Source organism: Desulfovibrio faecalis (assembly GCF_053570625.1).
In genome coordinates this window covers 2,688,690-2,708,240 of sequence record NZ_JBRBQR010000001.1, presented here as the reverse complement: position 1 = coordinate 2,708,240, position 19,551 = coordinate 2,688,690, and the positions used below count along the sequence as shown (strand labels likewise).

The 19,551-nt window shown below is 58.7% G+C and carries 22 protein-coding genes; 3 read left to right on the top strand and 19 right to left on the bottom strand.

The window, feature by feature from the left end; translation table 11 throughout:
• Window positions 1-378: 378 nt before the first annotated feature.
• The 12 genes from glyA to ACUZ79_RS11935 form a co-directional block, all read right to left on the bottom strand.
• Window positions 379-1,617: a serine hydroxymethyltransferase gene (glyA, locus tag ACUZ79_RS11990; RefSeq protein ID WP_449251739.1), complete on the bottom strand. Its 1,239-nt coding sequence runs from the start codon at window positions 1,615-1,617 to the stop codon at window positions 379-381.
• A 92-nt stretch (window positions 1,618-1,709) separates the two neighbouring features.
• Window positions 1,710-2,957 carry a beta-ketoacyl-ACP synthase II gene (fabF, locus tag ACUZ79_RS11985; protein WP_240824734.1) on the bottom strand — a complete coding sequence of 416 codons (1,248 nt, stop codon included), beginning with the start codon at window positions 2,955-2,957 and terminating at the stop codon, window positions 1,710-1,712.
• A 61-nt stretch (window positions 2,958-3,018) separates the two neighbouring features.
• Window positions 3,019-3,252, bottom strand: coding sequence for an acyl carrier protein (gene acpP, locus ACUZ79_RS11980; protein ID WP_022658452.1), 234 nt, complete (start codon window positions 3,250-3,252; stop codon window positions 3,019-3,021).
• A 69-nt stretch (window positions 3,253-3,321) separates the two neighbouring features.
• The gene (gene fabG / locus ACUZ79_RS11975) at window positions 3,322-4,086 is read right to left on the bottom strand and encodes a 3-oxoacyl-[acyl-carrier-protein] reductase (protein ID WP_240824733.1); all 765 of its coding nucleotides are present in this window, start codon (window positions 4,084-4,086) and stop codon (window positions 3,322-3,324) included.
• 164 nt (window positions 4,087-4,250) lie between these two features.
• On the bottom strand, window positions 4,251-5,237 hold the full coding sequence (locus ACUZ79_RS11970; RefSeq protein WP_449251738.1) for a beta-ketoacyl-ACP synthase III: 987 nt from the start codon (window positions 5,235-5,237) through the stop codon (window positions 4,251-4,253).
• Between the two features lie 15 nt (window positions 5,238-5,252).
• On the bottom strand, window positions 5,253-6,287 hold the full coding sequence (gene plsX / locus ACUZ79_RS11965; RefSeq protein ID WP_192111392.1) for a phosphate acyltransferase PlsX: 1,035 nt from the start codon (window positions 6,285-6,287) through the stop codon (window positions 5,253-5,255).
• Window positions 6,287-6,469 (bottom strand): 50S ribosomal protein L32, encoded by a 183-nt coding sequence (rpmF, locus tag ACUZ79_RS11960; protein WP_022658456.1) that lies wholly within the window; start codon window positions 6,467-6,469, stop codon window positions 6,287-6,289. The genes plsX and rpmF overlap by 1 nt, the downstream gene beginning before the upstream one ends.
• 107 nt (window positions 6,470-6,576) lie before the next feature.
• Window positions 6,577-7,146 carry a YceD family protein gene (locus ACUZ79_RS11955; RefSeq protein WP_449251737.1) on the bottom strand — a complete coding sequence of 190 codons (570 nt, stop codon included), beginning with the start codon at window positions 7,144-7,146 and terminating at the stop codon, window positions 6,577-6,579.
• A gap of 46 nt (window positions 7,147-7,192) precedes the next feature.
• Window positions 7,193-8,104, bottom strand: a complete 912-nt coding sequence (gene bla, locus ACUZ79_RS11950; RefSeq protein WP_449252179.1) for a class A beta-lactamase — start codon at window positions 8,102-8,104, stop codon at window positions 7,193-7,195.
• Between the two features lie 109 nt (window positions 8,105-8,213).
• Window positions 8,214-8,861, bottom strand: a complete 648-nt coding sequence (locus ACUZ79_RS11945; RefSeq protein ID WP_449251736.1) for a LysE family translocator — start codon at window positions 8,859-8,861, stop codon at window positions 8,214-8,216.
• The gene (locus tag ACUZ79_RS11940) at window positions 8,855-9,130 is read right to left on the bottom strand and encodes a GIY-YIG nuclease family protein (RefSeq protein ID WP_449251735.1); all 276 of its coding nucleotides are present in this window, start codon (window positions 9,128-9,130) and stop codon (window positions 8,855-8,857) included. Before ACUZ79_RS11940 ends, ACUZ79_RS11945 begins: the two co-directional genes overlap by 7 nt.
• A 21-nt stretch (window positions 9,131-9,151) precedes the next feature.
• Entirely contained in the window at window positions 9,152-9,742 is a 591-nt protein-coding gene (locus ACUZ79_RS11935) for a hypothetical protein (protein WP_449251734.1), read from the bottom strand.
• Between the two features lie 166 nt (window positions 9,743-9,908).
• Between ACUZ79_RS11935 and ACUZ79_RS11930 the strand changes: the two genes are divergently transcribed.
• A complete protein-coding gene (locus ACUZ79_RS11930; RefSeq protein ID WP_449251733.1) occupies window positions 9,909-10,583 on the top strand; it encodes a tetratricopeptide repeat protein in 675 nt (224 codons plus the stop codon).
• 252 nt (window positions 10,584-10,835) lie between these two features.
• Window positions 10,836-12,932: a methyl-accepting chemotaxis protein gene (locus tag ACUZ79_RS11925; protein WP_449251732.1), complete on the top strand. Its 2,097-nt coding sequence runs from the start codon at window positions 10,836-10,838 to the stop codon at window positions 12,930-12,932.
• A gap of 87 nt (window positions 12,933-13,019) precedes the next feature.
• Here the strand turns inward: ACUZ79_RS11925 and recJ are convergent, their stop codons facing one another.
• The 7 genes from recJ to ACUZ79_RS11890 form a co-directional block, all read right to left on the bottom strand.
• Window positions 13,020-14,753 (bottom strand): single-stranded-DNA-specific exonuclease RecJ, encoded by a 1,734-nt coding sequence (gene recJ, locus ACUZ79_RS11920; RefSeq protein ID WP_449251731.1) that lies wholly within the window; start codon window positions 14,751-14,753, stop codon window positions 13,020-13,022.
• Between the two features lie 4 nt (window positions 14,754-14,757).
• Window positions 14,758-15,612 carry a tetratricopeptide repeat protein gene (locus ACUZ79_RS11915; protein WP_240824723.1) on the bottom strand — a complete coding sequence of 285 codons (855 nt, stop codon included), beginning with the start codon at window positions 15,610-15,612 and terminating at the stop codon, window positions 14,758-14,760.
• 19 nt (window positions 15,613-15,631) lie between these two features.
• Window positions 15,632-16,342: an orotidine-5'-phosphate decarboxylase gene (gene pyrF, locus ACUZ79_RS11910; RefSeq protein ID WP_240824722.1), complete on the bottom strand. Its 711-nt coding sequence runs from the start codon at window positions 16,340-16,342 to the stop codon at window positions 15,632-15,634.
• A 172-nt stretch (window positions 16,343-16,514) separates the two neighbouring features.
• Entirely contained in the window at window positions 16,515-17,123 is a 609-nt protein-coding gene (gene gmk, locus ACUZ79_RS11905; protein WP_240824721.1) for a guanylate kinase, read from the bottom strand.
• Window positions 17,123-17,377 (bottom strand): DUF370 domain-containing protein, encoded by a 255-nt coding sequence (locus tag ACUZ79_RS11900; protein ID WP_136400130.1) that lies wholly within the window; start codon window positions 17,375-17,377, stop codon window positions 17,123-17,125. Before ACUZ79_RS11900 ends, gmk begins: the two co-directional genes overlap by 1 nt.
• 2 nt (window positions 17,378-17,379) lie before the next feature.
• Entirely contained in the window at window positions 17,380-18,261 is an 882-nt protein-coding gene (locus tag ACUZ79_RS11895) for a YicC/YloC family endoribonuclease (RefSeq protein WP_240824720.1), read from the bottom strand.
• A gap of 114 nt (window positions 18,262-18,375) precedes the next feature.
• Window positions 18,376-18,636, bottom strand: a complete 261-nt coding sequence (locus ACUZ79_RS11890) for an FmdB family zinc ribbon protein (RefSeq protein ID WP_192111405.1) — start codon at window positions 18,634-18,636, stop codon at window positions 18,376-18,378.
• Between the two features lie 309 nt (window positions 18,637-18,945).
• On the opposite strand from ACUZ79_RS11890, the gene ACUZ79_RS11885 reads away from it, so the two are divergent.
• On the top strand, window positions 18,946-19,527 hold the full coding sequence (locus ACUZ79_RS11885) for a DJ-1/PfpI family protein (RefSeq protein WP_240824719.1): 582 nt from the start codon (window positions 18,946-18,948) through the stop codon (window positions 19,525-19,527).
• The last annotated feature ends 24 nt before the right edge of the window (window positions 19,528-19,551 follow it).

Here is a 19,551-nt window from a genome sequence, read left to right as displayed (position 1 = left end):
TGATGCTGCGTCAGGCAGCACTTGCGGTTCCGGTCGCGTACCAGAAGAGTACACTCCCATCACCGCGCCCTTGCCTTCCTTGCCTGACGTCAAAATATCCGCGACAGGCAGGGCCGAGGCTATTTTGCCGTGATGCTGCGCCAAGCAACACTTGCGGTTCCGGTCCGCCCCCGCTGCATCGACCGTGCATTCCTGCTGTGAAACAGCTGTTTTTAACTGCCTGTCTGCGCAAGGCAAAGCCCCTGTTTTTCTCAAAACCGGGGCTTTGTCAAAGGGGGCGCAGCCCCTCTATGATTATATCTGGCGGTTTTTCCGGTACCAGCCCCGAAGTTGCCTGCGAGGCCGAAGCGTCAGAAAAACCGCCCGAAAATCAGCCCGTTACCAGGCGAATAGCGGGAACTGACGCGCAAATTCTTCAACGTTCTTGCTGATCTTTTCAAGAGCGGCGGCGTCCTCGCGCTTTTCAATGGCTTCCACGATGAACGCGCCCACGGTGCGCATGTCGTCTTCCTTCATGCCGCGCGTGGTCAGGGCGGCAGTGCCAAGGCGCACGCCAGATGTCACAAAGGGCGAACGGGTTTCAAAGGGCACCGTGTTCTTGTTGACGGTGATGCCCGCCTGATCAAGAGCGTGTTCCGCGTCCTTGCCCGTGACGTCCTTGTTGGTCAGGTCAACCAGCATCAGGTGGTTGTCCGTACCGCCGGAAACAAGGTCGTACCCGGCATCCATAAGATACTTGGCAAGTACGGCGGCGTTGGTCACCACGCGCTGCTGGTATGTTTTGAAAGCGGGGCGCAGGGCTTCGCCAAAGGCCACAGCCTTGGCAGCAATGACGTGCATGAGGGGGCCGCCCTGAATGCCGGGGAAAATCTGGCTGTTCAGGGTCTTGCCCATATCTTCGGTAGAAAGAATCATGCCGCCACGGGGACCGCGCAGGGTTTTGTGCGTGGTCGTGGTGGTGATGTGGGCGTAAGAAAGCGGGCTCTGGTGCAGACCGGCGGCCACAAGGCCAGCGATGTGCGCCATATCCACCACCAGCTTGGCGCCGACTTCGTCAGCGATCTGGCGGAAACGGGCAAAATCAATGGCGCGGGGGTAGGCGCTTGCGCCGGCAACGATGGCGTTGGGCTTGTGCTCGCGCGCCAGGGCGGCGACTTCGTCATAATCTATGCGGCCCGTCTCGCGCTGCACGCCGTAAGAAACGATGTTGAACAGGCGGCCAGAGAAGTTCACCGGGCTGCCATGGGTAAGGTGCCCGCCGTGCGAAAGGTTCATGCCAAGGATGGTGTCGCCGGGCTTCAGAAAAGCGAGGTAGGCGGCCATGTTGGCCTGCGAGCCGGAGTGCGGCTGCACGTTCACGTATTCGCAGTTGAAAAGCTGTTTGGCGCGATCCTGCGCCAGGGTCTCGGCTATATCCACATATTCGCAGCCGCCGTAGTAGCGCTTGCCGGGATAGCCTTCGGCGTACTTGTGGGTCAGCACGCTGCCCTGAGCTTCGCGCACGGCGCGGGAAACAAAGTTTTCAGAAGCGATGAGCTCAAGCTTGCTCATCTGACGGTCGGATTCAAGCGTGATGGCTCGCGCCAGTTCCGGGTCTTGCAGCAGGATTTCGTCCATGACGTCGCATCCTTTTGAAATGTTCTGCCCGCCACAACGGCGGGCAGATGATTGTCAAACAGGGAGGGCAGAGGCCGAGTAAAAACTGTCGGCTACTGTTGCCACTTCTTGAAGATCACGCTGGCATTGGTGCCGCCAAAGCCGAAGGAGTTGCACATGGCGTATTCGCAGGCGATGTGCTTGGAGCCGTCGGCCATGTAATCGAGGTCACATGCGGGATCGGGGTTTTCAAGGTTAATGGTGCCGGGCAGCATTTCGTCATGCAGGGCAAGGGCCGTGAAGACGGATTCAATACCGCCCGCCGCGCCAAGCAGATGCCCGGTCATGGATTTGGTGGCCGAAATTTTGACATTCTTGGCATGCGCGCCAAAAACGGTCTTGATGGCCTTGGTTTCCGTGCTGTCGTTCAGCATGGTGGACGTGGCGTGGGCATTAATGTGACCAATGGCCGAAGCGTCAATGCCAGCTTCGCGCAGTGCGTTCTGCATGGCGCGGGCCATGCCCTCGCCGTCGTCGCGGGGGGCGGTCATGTGGTAGGCATCGCCAGACGCGCCGTAACCCACCATTTCCGCATAAATTTTGGCACCGCGCGCCTGCGCGGATTCCAGCGTTTCCAGCAGCAGCAGGCCTGCGCCTTCGCCGATGACAAAACCATCGCGATTGGCAGCAAAGGGCCGGGATGCGCGGGAAGGCTCATCATTGAACTGGGTCGAGAGGGCCTTGAGAGCCGTAAAACCGGCCACGCCAAGAGGTGTAACCGTGGCTTCAACACCGCCGGAAATAACTGCGGTCGCGCGGCCCAGAACCATTTCGCTGTAGGCGGTGCCAAGAGCGTGGATGGCAGAGGCGCAGGCCGTTGTGGTGACGATGTTAGAACCCTTGGCGCCGGTGAAGATGGAAATCTGTCCCGGCCCCATGTTGGAAATCAGCATGGGGATCATGAAGGGCGAAATTTTGTGAGGCCCGGATTCCAGCAGCTTGGCGTGGTAGGTTTCGATGGTATGCAGGCCGCCCAGGCCGATACCGAGGATCACGCCCGTATCGTAGGCGTTGGCATCGGTGATCTCGTACTTGGCGTCTTCAAGCAGCATCTTGGCAGAGGCCACTGCAAACTGGGTGAAGCGATCCATGCGCCGAGCCTGCTTCATGGGCATATAGTCTTCGGCGACGAAGTTTTTTACTTCACCGGCAATGCGGGAATCGTAGGCGGAGGCGTCAAAAAGCGTGATGGGCGCGATGCCCGACTCGCCTGCGAGCAGTTTTTTCCAGGTGCTCTCAATATCATTGGCGAGGGGCGTAACGCCGCCTATGCCGGTGATTACTACGCGGGGACGGGTCATGCATGCTCCTTTGAGGCGGGGGGCAGACCCCCCCGCGCTGCATATACTATAACAAGCGCTATTACTGCTTGTTTTCGATGTAGCTGATGGCATCCTGAACTTTCAGGATCTTCTGGGCGTCGTCGTCGGCGATTTCGATGTCGAATTCTTCTTCCATGGCCATGATCAGTTCGGTCAGGTCAAGGGAGTCGGCGCCGAGGTCTTCCACAAAGGAAGCTGCGGGCTTCACTTCTTCAGCGGTCACGCCGAGCTGGTCAATGATGATTTTTGTAACTTTTTCAGTAACGTCAGACATGGTATCCTCCAGATAAATTAGTGGTCTGCTTAACCCCGGCCCTGGCCGGGTGTCTTCCGTAGTAAATGCCTAGCAGTACATGCCGCCGTTCACTCCCAGCACCTGCCCGGTGATGTAGGCCGCCTTGTCCGAAGCAAGAAAAGCCACGGCCTCTGCCACATCTTCGGCGCTGCCCATGCGTCTGAGCGGGATGCTGTCTGTGTAGCTCGCCCGCACGTCGGCATTGAGTGTCGCGGTCATGTCCGTTTCGATAAAACCCGGCGTTACGGCGTTGACCGTAATCTGGCGGGCGGCCAGTTCTTTGGCGCAGGACTTGGTAAGCCCCAGCAGGGCGGCTTTGGCCGAAGCGTAATTGGCCTGCCCCGCGTTGCCCATCTGCCCCACCACGGAAGAAATATTAACAATGCGCCCCTTGCGGGCCTTGCTCATGATTTTTGCGGCTTCGCGCGTGCAGACGAACGCGCCGCGAAGGTTGACGGCGATAACTCGGTCGAAGTCTTCGTCCTTCATGCGTATAAGAACGCAGTCCTTGGTGATGCCGGCATTATTGACCAGCACCGCAAGATCAACCTTGTCTTTGATCTGGGTAGCGAAAAAGTCGGCCACGGATTCGCTGTTGCTGACATCAAGGGCAAAGGCCTTGGCCTTGCCGCCAGCTGCGCAGATGTCGGCCGCGACTTTTTCCGCTTCTTCGGGTTTGCTGACGTAGGTGAGAAATACCTGAAAGCCGTCACGGGCAAGGGTTTGGGCAATGGCCCGGCCAATGCCGCGCGAACCGCCGGTAACCAGGGCTGTCGGCAGTCCGGCTGCAGGGGAGGATTGCGCTGTGCTCATGCTTATATCGCCTTTGTCTGAGTCCTGTAAAAAAGGAGACCGTATCCCAGGGATCGCCTTTTTGCGTTATTTTGGCAGCGGCGCTGCCCGGCTTACGGCCTGGCCTGACTGAAATTCAGTATACATGGCGCTGTGCTGCGGGGCAATCCCGCAGGCGTATTGCCTCAAAAGCGTAACAATGCGGCACCCCAGGTAAGGCCTGCGCCAAAAGCCGTCATAAGAACGCGACTGCCGGGGCGAATGCGGCCTTGGGCACGAGCTTCGCTCAGTGCCAGGGGAATGGAGGCGGAAGATGTGTTGCCGTATTTTTCCACATTGGTGAACACGCGATCGCCCGTCAATTCAAGGCGGCTGCCCACGGCTTCAATGATGCGCATATTTGCCTGATGCGGCACCAGCAGGTCCACATCTGCGCCAGAAAGGCCGTTGCGCGCAAGCACTTCCTCGCACACGTGCACCATGTTACGTACTGCATGCTTGTACGTTTCGCGGCCTTGCATGGTGATGAAAAAGTCTTCACCAACAGGTTCGCCAAGGCCGTACTGGCAGCGGGTGCCGCCGCCGACCACGATAAGGTCGCGCTGCACGCCGTCGCTGTGGCAAACCACGTCTTCAACGCAAGACATGGCATTGTTGGAAGCGCTGCTCACAATGCAGGCCGTGGCCGCATCGCCAAAAAGCACGCAGGTGGAACGGTCTGCCCAGTTTACGCGGCGGGTAAGCGCCTCTGTGCAGACAAAAAGAATTTTGGCGTCAGGATCCTGCGCCAGCAGGGCGCGGCAGATGGAAAGGCCGTACAGAAAGCCCGAGCAGGCCGCGCTGATGTCAAAAGCCATGACCTTGCCCGCGCCAAGCTGCCCGGCAATGATGCAGGCCACGGAGGGAGAGAGCACGTCAGGGGTGCAGGTTGCACCAACTATATGGGTGAGCTCCCCTGCGTCCATTCCGGCTTCCACAAGCGCCTTGCGGGCGGCCTTGAGGCCGAGATCCGAGGCATTTTCCGCATCGTTCAGCCTGTGGCGCTGTTTGATGCCGGTGCGGGAAACAATCCATTCGTCATTGGTGTCCACCACCTTGGCGAGATCGCTATTGGTCAGCACCGTATCCGGCACATAGGCGCTCAAAGCGAGCAGATGACAGAGTGGATTCATAGAAATACCGTAGGGTTATATAGCGCGGGAGAAACGTGTGAGTTCCTCGTTGGCAAGAATTATTTCACCGAGGCGGCTGCTGGTTCCCTTGCGCACAAAGGTTCCGCTCATCTTGATGGCGTTTGTCATGGCCTTGGCGCTGGAGCGCCCGTGGCAGACAATGGCCAGACCCTGAAGGCCCAGCAGGGGCGCGCCGCCGTATTCTGCATAGTCAATGGTGCTGGCAAAGCGTTTGAAAGCGCCTTTGGCCAGCATGCCGCCAATGGCGGGCAACACGCCGGACGTAAACACCTTTTTGAGCATGCGCACCAGAGAGGTCGCCAGCCCCTCGCTCATTTTGACGACCACGTTACCGACAAAACCATCGCAGACAACCACGTCGATATTACCGATAAAGATGTCGCGCCCTTCGGCATTGCCCGCAAAGTTGAGGTTTTGGGCCATTTTAAGCAGGTCGTAGGCTTCCTTGACCTGACTGTTGCCCTTGCCCTCTTCTTCGCCAATGCTGAGGATGCTCACACGTGGGGAGGCATAGCCCAGCAGGTCACGGGCAAACGCATCGCCCATGAGGCCGAACTGGAACAGATGATAGGGGCGGCAATCCACATTTGCTCCCACATCAAGCACGACCACGGGATTTTTTTCCGTGGGCAGCAAGGTGGCAAGAGCTGGGCGCTCCACCCCGGGCAAACGCCCCATGATGAACATGCCGCAAGCCACCGTAGCGCCGGAATGCCCGGCGCTGACAACAGCATCCGCCGCGCCATCCTTGACCTGACGGCAGGCCACCTGGATGGACGCGTTTTTCTTGCGGCGCAGAATGTCCGAAGGCTTTTCGTTCATATGCACCACATCATCGGCATGAACTATGTCGAAATGCACATTGGTGAGATCGAGCTTTTCGAGCTCGGCCTCCAGCTTGGGGGTGTCGCCCACAAGCTGGACATGCAGATCATAAAGCCTCGCAGCTTCTATAGCTCCCGGCACAACCACAGAGGGGCCAAAGTCCCCGCCCATGGCGTCCACGGCAATGATGGGGCGCTCGTTCATTATTCGTTTTCGCTTTTGGCGATCACCTGGCGGCCTTTGTAGGTACCGCAGTTGGGGCACACGCTGTGCGGAACGGTGGGTTCGCCGCAGGAGCAGTAGATAACGGCAGGCACGGCCACGCGATCATGGGAGCGGCGCATGCCCTTGCGGGAACGGGATTTCTTGTTTTGCTGAACGGCCATGGTAGTCTCCTTTTCCTGTCTTGCGGAATGTTTGTGCGGGTTTGGGCGGCTTGGCGCACTTGCCCGCCCGCAAGACACAGCAGATTAGTAAAAAAAATTGTGATTGTCTAGTTTTTGTGCAGAGTGAGGCCGCGCAATGCCGCCATGCGGGGGTCGCCTTCTTCTTCCGTGCAGGCGCACATGCCTTCATTAAGATTAACCCCGCACCCGGCGCACAGGCCTTTGCAGTTATCGCGGCAAAGGGGTGTCGGGGGCAATGCCAGCATGAGTTCTTCCCAGCAAATGGCGGCAAGATCCAGCATGGGGGCGTTGCGTTCAAACACGATGCGGCCTTCGGTCACGCCATCCATATCGGGCAGGGGGGCGTAACTTTCTTCTTGGTCTTCATCATCGCTGCCGCCAGGAAGACTCTCAAAATCTTCAAAGCGCGCGGCAATGGTCACGGTGGAATCTTCCGCGCAACGGCTGCAAGGCAGAACAACTTCTCCCTCAAGCGTGCCACGCACAAGCCAGCCGCCGTCCGTGGGCAAAACCAGAATGCGCGCGCACAGCGGTTTGCTCACGCGGCAGTCCAGGTGGAATTCCTCCATGGGTTCCTGCCAGACGGCGGGGTCGTCCAGAGTAAATTCCTTGCCCTCGGGGGAAAGGTCATTGAGAGAAATGCGATAGTTCTGCATGTGATACCTCGAAAGTCGGACTTCATACCTTTGCTCGTCAATCATGTCAATACATATTGTCAAGCGGCGTCGCAAGCCCTTCTGCGGCGCAGACCAGGCGAGTCGCCTGGGCAAGGATTTTGTCGTTTTCCGGCCCGGTCAGTTTTGATCCTGTGAGGTAGAGGGCCACAACCAGCGGCTTGTTTTTGCCCCTGCGGGTCGTGGCCTGTTCGGGATTGCTCGGCGGCAACAGTACGCCCACATCGTTGGCGGTGCCGTTTTCTCCGCTGCCGCTTTTGTGCGCCGAGCGCCAGCCCTGCGGCGCACCAGCTGGAGTGCGTCCTGCCCCGGTAGCGCAGCCCAGCATCCAGTCTGTCAGCTGCTTTCTGGCAGGCGCTTTCAGCAGGTTGCCGCAAAGCAGACCGTTCAGAGTGCGGCACATGGCAAGGGGCGTTGTGGTATCGCGCGGATCGCCGGGGACGGCAGTGTTCAACTCCACCTCCCAGCGGTCGAGGCGAAACGTGGTGTCGCCAAAGCTGCGGGCAATGGAGGTCAAGCCCGCAGGGCCGCCCAACTGGGCAAGCACAAGGTTGGCAGCCGCATTGTCGCTGTGCTGGAGCATGGCCGCGCACAATTCTGATACCGTCATGCCGTCTTCAAGGTGCTTTTCTGTAACGGGCGACCATGGTTGGATATCGCTTTTGGCAAAATGGATTCTCTGTTCAAGAATGCCCGGTTTGTCCCGCAGAACAGCTGACGCCGCCAGCACTTTGAATGTGCTGCACATGGGGAAGCGTTCGTTCCCACGGTACGACAACACGTTGCCTCCATTGCTGACACTGGCTGCCACGCCAAGCCTGCCGCCGCTTGACGCCTCAAGCTCGGCCAGCATTTTTTGCTGGGATTTTGCGCTGATGTCGGGGCTGGCAGCGGCCAGTGCGCTACTGATGACTGGCGCGCCCATAGCGGCCCCAAACATGGCAACGGGCAGGGCGCAAAGGCCAGCCAGAACAGAGCGGCGGGAGTAGCGGGGGCGTGAATACATCAGCACTCCTGTAAATTTATAAACGAGCGGCCCGCGTTGCGCATCAGCGCCCGCTGAGCAGCAGGGCGGAAGCCAACCCCACAAACACGCAGCCCGCCACACGCTGCATCATGATCTGCCCGCGCTTTGAGCGGTTGAACCAGACGGCCAGACGGCCCCCAAGGGCGGCCACAGTCCAGAAAACCACGATGGTAGCCAGCATGAAAAGACCGCCGAGGCTCAGCACCTGCAAGGCCACACTACCGCGAGCGGGGTCGCAGAATTGCGGCAAGAATGCCAGAAAAAATAGTGAAACCTTGGGGTTGGTGACGTTCATCACTATTCCCCGGCGATAGAGCGTCATGTAGCCGGGGAAGTTGCTGCCAGTGCTACTGGCAGCTCCATCCGCCACAGCGGCTGTGGATGCCCCGGCGCGAAACGAGAGCCAGGCAAGCCACAGCAGATAGCCCGCGCCCGCGACTTTGAGCAGGGTAAAGGCCAGGGCCGAGGTCTGGAAAATGGCGGCAACACCCAGTGCAACTGCCGTAGTATGAACGCACAGGCCTGTAACAAGCCCTAGCGTGGTGATTATGCCAGCGCCTACGCCAAAAAGAGCAGACTGGGTGAGCACAAAGATATTGTCCGGGCCGGGCGCGATACTAAGCAGCAGGGCGGCGGCAAAAAAGGCCATCATTGCATCAGGTGTCAGCATGAAACACTCTCTCCATCAAGCAGAAATTGTATTTTTTGGGGGCGCGGGCGTGATTTGACGGCCAGTTCAAGCCGTAGCGCGTCACCTTTGCAGCTGCAGGCCCGGCTGGCAATGAGCCGCACGGGCCGCCGCCCCTGCGTGTAGCGCGCCCCGCCGGGAACCTGACCATTGTGCTGGCCCAGACGGCGCTCAATATTTGTGGTGATGCCGCAATACAGCGTACCGTCAGCGCATTCCAGCAGGTAGACGAGCCAAGGGCTGTTAGACATTGCGCGTAACCTCGGCGCGGTTCAGTCAAAGGCTCCGGCAAACCATGCCGTCAGCAGAAAGGAAACAGCCCAGTTGCCGATGCGCCATGTCCACGGATTGGGCAGGCGGCCCGCGCTGAATTGCCGCAGATCGCGCATAACGCCCATGACCGTGCCTATTATATGGAAGAAGACAAAGCCGATGCCCGCAAGAAAACCAAACTGGGCAAGGCAGACCATGAAGAGCGCAAAGGTCACGCTGGCTGCAAGGCAACCTGTCTGATCGTTGCCGCCCATCCACACGCGTCCAAGGTTCATGCCGCCGAGGCCTCCGGCCTGGCCGAAGGTTCCCTGGTAAAAAAATCTGCTGCGGGACTCCTGACGCTCAGACTCTGCCTGGCCTGAACCTGTGCCTGCTCCATCCCCATAGGGGCCGAAGCCTGGGGCGCTATTCCACCCGTTGCCTTGCCCTGTTGCATGCTGGCCGGCATTGCGTGAGTCTTCATGGTCGTGCAGAATTTCCACGTCAACTACGCGCGGCGCGCCCGTTTTGCCCGCTTCACCCTCGGGCAGCGCAGCCTGTTCAGAAGTATCGGGTTGGTCATGCCGAGGGCCGTTTGGGGGAAAAGTCATGCAAAATCTCCTCAGAGCGCAAAAAAGGTTGGGCAAGCCCTGCGCCTGCTGTGTTTGTGCCTTCTGCCAGCTACGGCGTCAAGGGGCGGCTTGCCAACAGCCCGCGCTGGTACTACTGTCTGGCCGTGCAACTCCGGCGGCAAAGCCGGAATCAAAGGAGACGTTTATGAAAAAAATAGGTTCTGCAATCCTTTTGGCCGCAGCGCTGGCCCTGGGTTCAGGAATGGGTGCTACAGTTCAGGCGGCTCCCGCCAAAAGCGCCGAGCAAACGCTGGATGAGGCATGGACTGCCTATAATATAGGTCAATACAACAAGGTTGTGCAGATGGTGCAGCCTCTGGCCAGCGAGGGTAATCCCCGCGCTCAGGTGCTGCTGGGCCGTTGCTACGAAAACGGCCTTGGCGTGACGCAGGATATGGAAACCGCAGCCAAGTGGTTCCACATAGCTGCTGAGCAAAATTACGCCGAGGCGCAGGTGCAGTTGGGCTACCTGTATGAACTGGGGGCCGGGGTTCCCAAAAACGACACCGCCGTGGCCGATCTTATGAGCCGCGCCGCCACTGCTGGCAATGCGGAAGCCCAGTTCAACATTGCGCTTTATTACAGCCAGGGGCGGTATGGGTTTGCCAAGGATCCGGATCAGTCCTTTGCCTGGGCCAAGCGTTCCGCCGATCAAGGCTTTGCGCAGGCGCAGCGTTACGTGGGCGCATGCTATGAATTTGGCGTGGGCGTGCCTGTAAATCCGTCTGAAGCCGCTGCGTGGTATAGCAAGGCAGCGGCTCAGGGGCTTGAAAAGGAAGGCAATATCTTTAACACTGAACGCGTATACACCATGCCGTAACGGGTAATGCTTCTTTATTGCAAGACGATGCCCCCGAGTTATCCTGACCGGGGGCATCTTGTTTTTTTTTAAGCAATCATTGAACAGACTCTGCCCATTGCCATGAAGGGCAGAATCGTTCATGTTGAGGTATCCGTTAGTCTTGGCTTGTGCAGGCATGAGAGCGTTTTGCCCTATTGCATATCCGAAACATGACGATAAAACTGAAAACTGCTCCTTTTTCAGAACGGGCGTCAGGTACCGGGAGGCACTATGAAGCTGGGTCTTTTGACGAAGATGTCGCTGTACATCCTTATTCCGTCCATGCTTGGCCTGGCCCTGGTGGCTGGCATAAGCCACCATATGTCTGAAGACGCATTGCGAAAGCAGACCCGGCAGGACATTGCGGCCATTCTGAAAGGGCAGGAAGTGGGCTTGAACGCCGTCTTTGTATCCATGAAGGAAGCGCTTGCCCTGATTGCCGAGAATCGCCGCCTTCGTCTCTTTCTTGAAGCTTACGCCAGTGGCGCGCCCATTGACCGTAGCGACGAGCTTTTTCTCCACGCCCATGACGCCCTCAAGAACTTTACCGATGTGAACAGCAATATTGCCACATGCGGTCTTATTGCTCCTGACGGCAAAGTTATCATGCACAGCAAAAAGGGTGATACGCAGAAGTTCAGCAGCACCATTGGCGAAGATTTTTCAAAGCGTAGCTATTTTATCAACGGTATGAAGGGCGTGGTCAGCTCTGTGGGGCTGGTCAGCGTGGCCACCCAAAAAATGACCACTATCATTGGCATGCCCGTTAAGGACAAAGGCAAGATCGTAGGCGTTATTTACGGAGGCACAGACAACGACAAGCTGGCCAACGCCACCACAAACAAGATTAATCTTGGTGATGTGGGCTTGGCTTTTGTTATCAATACGGAAGGGGTGATTGTACAACACCCCGATCTGAAGCGCATCGGGCAAAAAGAAACAGGCTCGGCCTGGGTCGCGGAAATTCTCAAAAACAAAAAGGGCCGGCTTGAATTTGTGAATGCCGAAGGGCTTGAAAAAATTCTGTACTATACAGATATGCCCGATGAAGGTTGGATATTGTGTCTGGAGCTGGACAAAACCCTTCTTTACGAGCCCATCAGCGACATGCTGGTCAATAACGTGCTGACGGCAGTGGCTTGCGCCTTTGTGGTAGGCATCGTCATCTTCTTAAGTGTGCGAAGTATCGTGCAACTCCTGGGGGGGCTTTCCGGCATTGCCGAGGCCATTGCTGGCGGCAGGCTCGAATGCTCTGCAGAGGAGGAGCGGCTGCTGCGCACCTCTGAAAAAAGAGGCGATGAGTTCAGCGTACTTTCATTTGGCATGGAGCGTATGATGGCCAACATCAAGCGCCTGCTGGGCGAGAGCGAGGAAAAAACCGCTGCGGCGCACAAGGCCACAGAAGAAGCCCGCCAAGCCACCGAGCGCGCAGAGCAGGCCGCCATCCAGGCGGAAAACGCGCGCAAAGAGGGCATGCTTGCAGCTGCGGGGCAGCTTGAAGGCGTGGCGGATATTCTTGCTTCGGCTTCAGCGCGGCTTTCCGAGCAGATAGGGCAGTCAGAGAAGGCTGCCTCCGAATCTGCGCAACGCCTCACTGAAGCGGCCACAGCCATGAACCAGATGAACGCCACGGTGCAGGAAGTGGCCCGCAATGCTTCGGCTGCTTCGTCCACCTCGGAGGAGACGCGCAGCAGCGCCGAAAACGGTTCAACCATTGTGCAGCAGTCCCTGCAAAGTATAGGACAGGTGCGCGAGATTTCGCACGGGCTCAAGAGCGACATGGCGGAACTGAACGACCACGCTCAGGCCATTAACCGCATCATGAACGTGATCTCTGATATTGCCGACCAGACCAACCTTCTGGCCCTCAACGCCGCCATAGAGGCCGCACGTGCAGGCGATGCCGGGCGCGGTTTTGCCGTGGTGGCAGACGAAGTGCGCAAGCTGGCAGAAAAAACCATGGCCTCGACGCATGATGTGGGCAATGCCATCAAGGCCATCCAGACCAGCACGGCCAAGAGCGTGGATGTTATGGAAGTTGCCTTGCGGCAGGTGGAGGTTGCCTCCGATTTTGCCGGGCAGTCTGGCGAAGCGCTCACCCACATTGTCGACAGTGTGGTACTTGCGGCAGATCAGGTACGCGCCATTGCCACTGCCAGCGAGCAGCAGTCTGCCACCAGCGAAGAAATCAACCAGACTATTGTGAAGATCAACGATATTTCCATGCAGACCGCCAGAGCCATGGACGAAGCGGCTCAGGCGGTGACGGATCTTACGCGTCAGGCAAAGGCTTTGAGCGACCTGATTGCAGAAATGAAGCGGGGATAGCGTGCCCGGCATATTGTGAAAAGGGGCAGCCCGGCGGAGTGTTGCCGGGCTGCCCCTCTATGCTTTTATAACAAGAAGGCTGGACGATCAGGCTGGCCGCCAGTCCTTGATGGCGATATCCACCGAGGCAATGCCATTGTAGGTGTCTATGCGCGGGGTGTAGGCCACAAGAATATGCTTGTTGATGAGGGAGGCGGGCAGTTCGTCAGCCATGCGCCAGGCTTTTGCAGAAAGGGTAATACCGCTGGCGCTGTCTGTCAGGCGCAAAAGCACGTGTTCCCTGCTGCGCCCAAGAAAGGAACGTTCCTTGACCAGCAGCGGGGGCGACTGAAATACCGGCTCGGGATTTCCAGGGCCAAAGGGTTGTAACAGTTCAAGTTCCTTGAGAAAGTTGTGATCACCCGCCAGCTTGAAGCCCAGCTCGCATTCCAGCGTGATGCTGGGGAGCAGTGGGTTGGGGCCAAGCACTTCTTCTGCCACAGCATCGAATCGAGCGCGAAATTCCTCCAGCCTTTCTGGCGCAAGGCGCACCCCTGCCGCCTGACGGTGCCCGCCAAAGTTCAGCAGGCAATCTGCCGTGCGGGTCAGACCGCCGTGCAGATCAAATTCGCGCACGGATCGGCCCGAGCCTTTGAGGCTGCCCTGATCGTCGCACACAATGATGGTGGGGCGGTAGTAGTCTTCCACAATGCGCGAGGCCACAATGCCCACGATGCCGGGGTGCCAGTCCTTGCCATAGAGTACAAGGCCAGCGCGCGGCCCGCGCGAAAGTATGTCTGATGCCTGCGCCTTGGCCTCTGCGTAGATGCGTTCTTCTTCCTGACGGCGGGCCAGATTGAGTTCGTCCAGTTCCTGCGCCATGCCTGCGGCGGCAACGTGATCTTTTTCGCGCAGCAGGCGCAGGGCCAGTTCGCCCTTGCCCATGCGCCCGGCGGCGTTGATGCGCGGCGCAAGGCGAAAAACCGCCTGTCCGGCGCTCAGTGCCGCAGCGGCGTTCATGCCGCTGGCAACTTTCAAGGCCGCCATGCCGGGCCGTTCTGCCCGCGCAATGCGGGCAAGCCCGCCGCGCACGAGCACGCGGTTTTCTCCGGTGAGGGGCATGACGTCCGCCAGAGTGCCCAGCGCCACCAAATCAAGGCAATCGCCCATGTTGTGCTTTTTGCCCGTATGCGGGGCAAGGGCGGCGTTGACGCCCCCCATAAGATAAAAGGCCACGCCCACGCCAGCAAGGTGCGGGTAGGGCAGATCTTCTGCGGCGAGGATGCGGGGGTTGCAGATGGCGTGGGCAGGGGGCAGCTCTTCGGGCGGCAGGTGGTGGTCGGAAACCACCACGGTCATGCCAAGTTCCCGAGCGCGTTGCACGGCCTGCACGTCTGAAATGCCGCAGTCCACCGTGAGCAGCACGCCGCAGCCCTGGGCAGCCAGTGCCTCGATGTGCGGCACGTTAAGGCCGTAGCCCTCGCTGCGCCTGTCGGGGATATGCCAGTCCGCGTGGATGCCGTGGCTTTCAAGCACATCCAGCACCAGAGTGGCGGCTGTCACGCCGTCCACGTCATAATCGCCCCAGACTGCCAGCTTTTTTCCAGCCAGCAGTTCAGAAGCCAGCAGGCTGGATGCCTCGGGCAATTGGGGCCAGCGGTCAGGGGGCGTGAGGGAATCAAGCCGGGCGGACAAAAAGGCGTCCATGGCCTCCCTTTCGGAAAGGCCACGCCGCCAGAGAATTTCAAGAAGAAGGGGCGAGATGGAGAGAGCATCTGCCCATTGCCGGGGCGGCGTGGGGCAGATGTTTTGCGCAGGCTCGCGGATCAGCCAGTTTTTCAATGCCTTAGCCCGCCGTTTTAGGTTTTTGCGCGGCCCCGTTTTGTGCGGCCTGAAGTGCGGCGCGTACACCTTCTATGCGGTCGGCAGGTACGAGCTGTTTTTGAATAAGCCATGCCAGAAATTTGAGAGAGGTTTCGTGCCGGGGGGCCAGCTCAAGCGCTTTCAGCAGATAATCAACGCACTGGCCGATGTCCTTGAGCTCAAGCAGCACGCGGGCCATGTTCATGTACAGGTTTTCGTCAGTGGGCGAAAGCTCAAGGGCGCGCTGGTAGTATTCAAACGATTCCTGCAGCATCTTGCTTTTGCGAAGATTGATGCCGAATTCATTGAACAGGTGCTTGTGCTCTGGTTCGAACGCTGCTTCGAGTTTTACCAGGCGCTGAAAAATGTCCTGCGCCTTGGCGTTGTCGCCCCGCTCAAGATAGGTCAGCCCAATGCCAAAGTTGGCCCGCACGTTTTCTTCATCCACCTTGAGGGCACGCGTGTATTCAAATTCGGCGGCAAAGTTCTCGCCATTTTCGCGATGTTCGTCGCCGCTATCAATACTGCGCTGGATCTCCTGCATTTTGGGGAAAACGGAATTGAGGTAAAATTCCGGCTCGGGCGAGAATTTGGCAATAAGCTCGTCCAAGGTGATTTTGCGTTTGGGGCCGCTGGGCACATAGTTGGTATTGAGCGGCTGGCAGTCAATTTCCTTGCCGTGCTGCTCTATGAACCAGAAGGTTTTTTGAACGGTCTTGCGCGTGGTTGTGCCAGTACCCACCCTGCGGACTTCCTGGGTGGAGAAGACCCCGCGAACATCGGTTTTGCCGTTGTTGTGGGAATCGCCTTGCGCGTTTTTGGGCGTTTGACCGGCCATGCTCATCCTCAATACTTCTTTATGTGTGCGCGGAGGTCATTTCCTCCGTAATCTGCCGGGCCATTGCCAGCGGGTCCGGCGCAGCCGTGATGGGCCTGCCCACAACCAGATAATCAGCTCCTGCCGCAATGGCCAGAGCGGGCGTCATAACGCGGCGCTGGTCGCCAGCAGCGGAACCCGCAGGGCGGATCCCGGGGCAAAGGCAGCGCAGGCCAGGGCAACTGGCCTTGATGGCTGTGGCCTCATGACCGGAGCAGACCACGCCGTCAAGCCCCCATGGCCCGGCCTGACGGGCCAGAGCCAGAGCAAAATCAGCAGGGGAGGCCTCTATGCCGGGCATTTCGCCGGGTGCAAAACTTGTAAGCACGGTTACGCCAAAGAGCAGGGGGCGCTGCCCGGAAACCCCGGCTGCCGCCTCTGCCGCAGCGCGGCACATGCGCTCGCCGCCCTGACAGTGCAGGGTCAGCATGTTTACCCCAGCCGCAGCCGCAGCTTTGACAGCCTGCGCCACAGTGTTGGGGATATCGTAGAACTTCAGGTCAAGAAAAACACTGAAGCCCATTGCGGACAGTTCTTCCAGCAGGCCGGGGCCTGCATGGGTGAACAGCTCCATGCCCACCTTGCACCAAGGCACCGTGCCGCGCAGTTTGCGCGCCAGCTCAAGTGCAAGCTGTTTTTCGGGCAAATCCAGAGCTACCGCCAGTTGCGGCCTGTACTGCTGCGTGGGCATGTTGCTTCCTGTGCTGCTGCTCGCGGCCAGAAGCCCGGCTGCACGAACAAACTATGCGGTTTCAGGTCTTTTGCCCCAACACGCATGCCGTGCTGCGGCGGGAGCGGATCATTCTTGCTGGCGGTCTGCGGAGCAGCCCACAGCAGAATCTGTCAGTACAGATCAGCGCGTATCAGCGGTTGAGAATCTCATCCAGCAAGTGCGGATTGCGCGCAGGTGCAAGCCCCGCAGCCACATACACCGCCCGCAGGGTATCGTAGGCCTGATCCAGATTGTCGTTCACAATGACAGAATCATACCAGCGGGCCTGAAGAATCTCTGACCTCGCGTTGACAAGGCGGCGCGCAATGGTTGGCTCGTCATCCAGCCCGCGCCCGCGCAAACGGTTTTCAAGTTCGTGCAGGCTGGGGGGCAGGATAAAGGCAAACGTGGCTTCCGAAAGGGAAAGCTTGAGTTGCGCCGCGCCCTGCACGTCAATGTCAAAAAGCACGTCCTGACCCTGATGAAGTTTTTCCTTCACCGGGGCAAGCGGCGTACCGTAAAAATTGCCGTGAACCTCGGCCCATTCCGCAAAATAGCCCTGGACGCGCCGTTGCTCGAATTCTTCGTGGCTCAGAAAAATGTAATCCTCACCATCCACTTCGCCCTGGCGCGGTTGCCGCGTCGTGCACGAAACCGAGTAGCCAATATGCGGAAATTCCGCCAGCAGGCGTTTGACCAGTGTGGTCTTGCCTGCGCCAGACGGTGCGCTCAGCACCAGTGCTATGCCTTCGCGGGGCATCAGTCCCCTTCCTCTTGCGCAAAGCGCTGACTGATTGTTTCCGGCTGGATGGAGGAAAGAATGACGTGGTTTGAATCCGTCACCAAGATGGAGCGCGTTTTGCGCCCCTGGGTGGCGTCAATGAGTCTTCCCTCTGCCCGCGCGTCTTCACGAAGGCGTTTCATGGGCGAAGAAGCAGGGCTGACAATGCCCACAACCCGGCCCGCCAGCACATAGTTGCCAAAACCAATATTGATAAGACGTTCGCGAGGCATGTTTATTCCAGATTCTGAACCTGCTCGCGGCATTTTTCCAGTTCGTTTTTAAAATCAACCACCATGCGCGAAAGCTGCACATCAGGCAGTTTGTTGCCGCAGGTGTTGATCTCGCGGAAGCACTCCTGCAAGGTAAAGTCGAGCCGCCGCCCGGCATCGCCGCCGGTTTGCAGCAGGTCGTGCAGGCGCGCCAGATGCGTGTTAAGCCGCGTGAGTTCTTCGCTCACATCCAGGCGGTCAGCCAGAATGACGGCTTCCTGCAAAAAGCGTCCTTCTTCCAGCTCCTGCCCGTTCTGGGACAGGGCTTCACTCAGGCGCTCGCGCAGGGCATTGGCGCGTTCTTCCTTGATATTGGGCGCGCGGTCGGCAATAAGGCCTGTCCATTCTTCCATGCGCAGAATACGGGAGTGCATGTCGGTGGCAAGGGCGCGGCCCTCGGCGGAGCGGGCCTCGTTCCAGTCTTCCAGTGCAAGGGCTAGGCCTTCTTCAAGGCAGCGGGCTGTATCTTCGTCCAGCTCCTCGCCGCTGTCGCCCCAAAGCGAAGGGATCTGCAACAGCGCGTTGAAGTCGGGAACATAGGCCTCGCCGCGCGCATCAGCCAGTGCCTGCAAATTATCAAGCATGGCAGCGGCCTGCACCATGTCAAAACGCATGGCGGGGGTGTTGCCCGGCGCGTACTGCAAGACCAGGCTCACATCCACGCGCCCGCGCGAGGCAAAGCGCCGCACCACTTTTTCAAGGCGCGGTTCAAGGCTGCGTATAGAGAGAGGCAAACGCCACTTGAGGTCAAGATGGCGACTGTTGACGCTTTTAACCTCCCACTGCTGGGTGGTGTAGTCGTTTTCCACCAGGCAGCGGCCAAAGCCGGTCATGCTGCGGAGCATAGCTTCCTTCCTGCTAAAGATATGCGTCAGTGTAGAGCAAGGGGCTTGCGAATGCAACAAATGCCCTTGGCCCGGCGCTGTGGGTATACATTTTTTATTTTTAAAATCAGCGTATTATGCCTGCGATCCACCGGAATTTCCGCTGCAGCCGCCGCAGCCGCCACCAGCGGCGCAGGAGGGCGGCATGCCTTTGCCCATGGGGCGCACAGGGCCGGGCTTGTAGGGGAAAGCCCCGGTTTTCAGCGGGCTCGGCACGCACATCTGCTTTTCTGTGGCGGGGGAGTTGCACTTGGGGCAGGCGGGAACTTCGTCGCCAAAAACAAGATCTTCAAACTTATTGCCGCAGGCCGTGCAGACAAAATCGTACATTGGCATGATTATTCTCCTGATTCGTTGCCGGAATGAAACCCTTGCGGCGGCATACCGCAACATGGGGGGCGCTAGAATACTTGCTATTGAAAATGTTCTGAAGCTTGCGCAGGCTGCTGCGGTCAGAAAGTGACCAGCCTCCCCGGCCGCTCAATTGTGCGGGCCAGGGGGCGTCAGGGGCTTGCCCACATGCTTTGTGTGCATATATAAGTATATATACGGTCAAGGCAAGGGCGGTGTTTTGCCGCCCGGCCGCCGCGCAACAACCGGTCTTGGCGACCGCGTTAACGGGCCGCTCCCCGTTTGGAGGAAAATATGAAAAAAATTCTGGTGCTGGCTGGCGACTATGTTGAAGATTATGAAATCATGGTGCCTTTCCAGATGTTGCAGATGCTGGGCTATGAAGTGCATGCCGTCTGCCCCGGGAAGAAGGCCGGCGAAAGTGTGCGTACGGCCATCCATGACTTTGAGGGCGACCAGACCTATTCTGAAAAACGCGGACACAACTTTGGCATCAACTACGACTTCGACAAGGTAAACACCGCTGACTACGCGGGCCTTGTTATTCCCGGTGGCCGCGCCCCGGAATACCTGCGCCTGAACCCTCGCATTCTGGAAATCGTGCGTGAATTCAACGACGCCAAAAAGCCCATCGCCGCTGTGTGCCACGGCCCGCAGATCCTTGTGACGGCTGGCGTGCTGAAAAACCGCAGCTGCACCGCCTACCCGGCGGTGAAGCCCGATGTGGTGGACGCCGGGGCCACCTGGTGCGACTTTAACGAAACATTCACCAGCGCTACTGTGGACGGCAACCTTGTTTCCGCACCCGCGTGGCCTGCACATCCCGCCCTGATCGCCGAATTTGTGAAGCTGCTGGGCGCGAAGATCAGCATCTAGCCTGCTTGCGGGGGGCCTGTAAGG

What these genes read in the sequence shown, in the direction of transcription:
- ACUZ79_RS11915 (WP_240824723.1), bottom strand. Translation starts at nt 15,612, where the DNA reads ATGGCCGGTCAAACGCCCAAAAACGCGCAAGGCGATTCCCACAACAAC.
- bla (WP_449252179.1), bottom strand. Translation starts at nt 8,104, where the DNA reads ATGTTTGGGGCCGCTATGGGCGCGCCAGTCATCAGTAGCGCACTGGCC.
- ACUZ79_RS11895 (WP_240824720.1), bottom strand. Translation starts at nt 18,261, where the DNA reads ATGCTCCGCAGCATGACCGGCTTTGGCCGCTGCCTGGTGGAAAACGAC.
- ACUZ79_RS11935 (WP_449251734.1), bottom strand. Translation starts at nt 9,742, where the DNA reads ATGACTTTTCCCCCAAACGGCCCTCGGCATGACCAACCCGATACTTCT.
- acpP (WP_022658452.1), bottom strand. Translation starts at nt 3,252, where the DNA reads ATGTCTGACGTTACTGAAAAAGTTACAAAAATCATCATTGACCAGCTC.
- gmk (WP_240824721.1), bottom strand. Translation starts at nt 17,123, where the DNA reads ATGCCCCGCGAAGGCATAGCACTGGTGCTGAGCGCACCGTCTGGCGCA.
- ACUZ79_RS11955 (WP_449251737.1), bottom strand. Translation starts at nt 7,146, where the DNA reads ATGCAGAACTATCGCATTTCTCTCAATGACCTTTCCCCCGAGGGCAAG.
- ACUZ79_RS11930 (WP_449251733.1), top strand. Translation starts at nt 9,909, where the DNA reads ATGAAAAAAATAGGTTCTGCAATCCTTTTGGCCGCAGCGCTGGCCCTG.
- ACUZ79_RS11890 (WP_192111405.1), bottom strand. Translation starts at nt 18,636, where the DNA reads ATGCCAATGTACGATTTTGTCTGCACGGCCTGCGGCAATAAGTTTGAA.
- ACUZ79_RS11925 (WP_449251732.1), top strand. Translation starts at nt 10,836, where the DNA reads ATGAAGCTGGGTCTTTTGACGAAGATGTCGCTGTACATCCTTATTCCG.
- ACUZ79_RS11900 (WP_136400130.1), bottom strand. Translation starts at nt 17,377, where the DNA reads ATGCCTCGCGAACGTCTTATCAATATTGGTTTTGGCAACTATGTGCTG.
- ACUZ79_RS11970 (WP_449251738.1), bottom strand. Translation starts at nt 5,237, where the DNA reads ATGAATCCACTCTGTCATCTGCTCGCTTTGAGCGCCTATGTGCCGGAT.
- rpmF (WP_022658456.1), bottom strand. Translation starts at nt 6,469, where the DNA reads ATGGCCGTTCAGCAAAACAAGAAATCCCGTTCCCGCAAGGGCATGCGC.
- ACUZ79_RS11945 (WP_449251736.1), bottom strand. Translation starts at nt 8,861, where the DNA reads ATGCTGACACCTGATGCAATGATGGCCTTTTTTGCCGCCGCCCTGCTG.
- fabG (WP_240824733.1), bottom strand. Translation starts at nt 4,086, where the DNA reads ATGAGCACAGCGCAATCCTCCCCTGCAGCCGGACTGCCGACAGCCCTG.
- plsX (WP_192111392.1), bottom strand. Translation starts at nt 6,287, where the DNA reads ATGAACGAGCGCCCCATCATTGCCGTGGACGCCATGGGCGGGGACTTT.
- glyA (WP_449251739.1), bottom strand. Translation starts at nt 1,617, where the DNA reads ATGGACGAAATCCTGCTGCAAGACCCGGAACTGGCGCGAGCCATCACG.
- fabF (WP_240824734.1), bottom strand. Translation starts at nt 2,957, where the DNA reads ATGACCCGTCCCCGCGTAGTAATCACCGGCATAGGCGGCGTTACGCCC.
- ACUZ79_RS11885 (WP_240824719.1), top strand. Translation starts at nt 18,946, where the DNA reads ATGAAAAAAATTCTGGTGCTGGCTGGCGACTATGTTGAAGATTATGAA.
- pyrF (WP_240824722.1), bottom strand. Translation starts at nt 16,342, where the DNA reads ATGCCCACGCAGCAGTACAGGCCGCAACTGGCGGTAGCTCTGGATTTG.
- ACUZ79_RS11940 (WP_449251735.1), bottom strand. Translation starts at nt 9,130, where the DNA reads ATGTCTAACAGCCCTTGGCTCGTCTACCTGCTGGAATGCGCTGACGGT.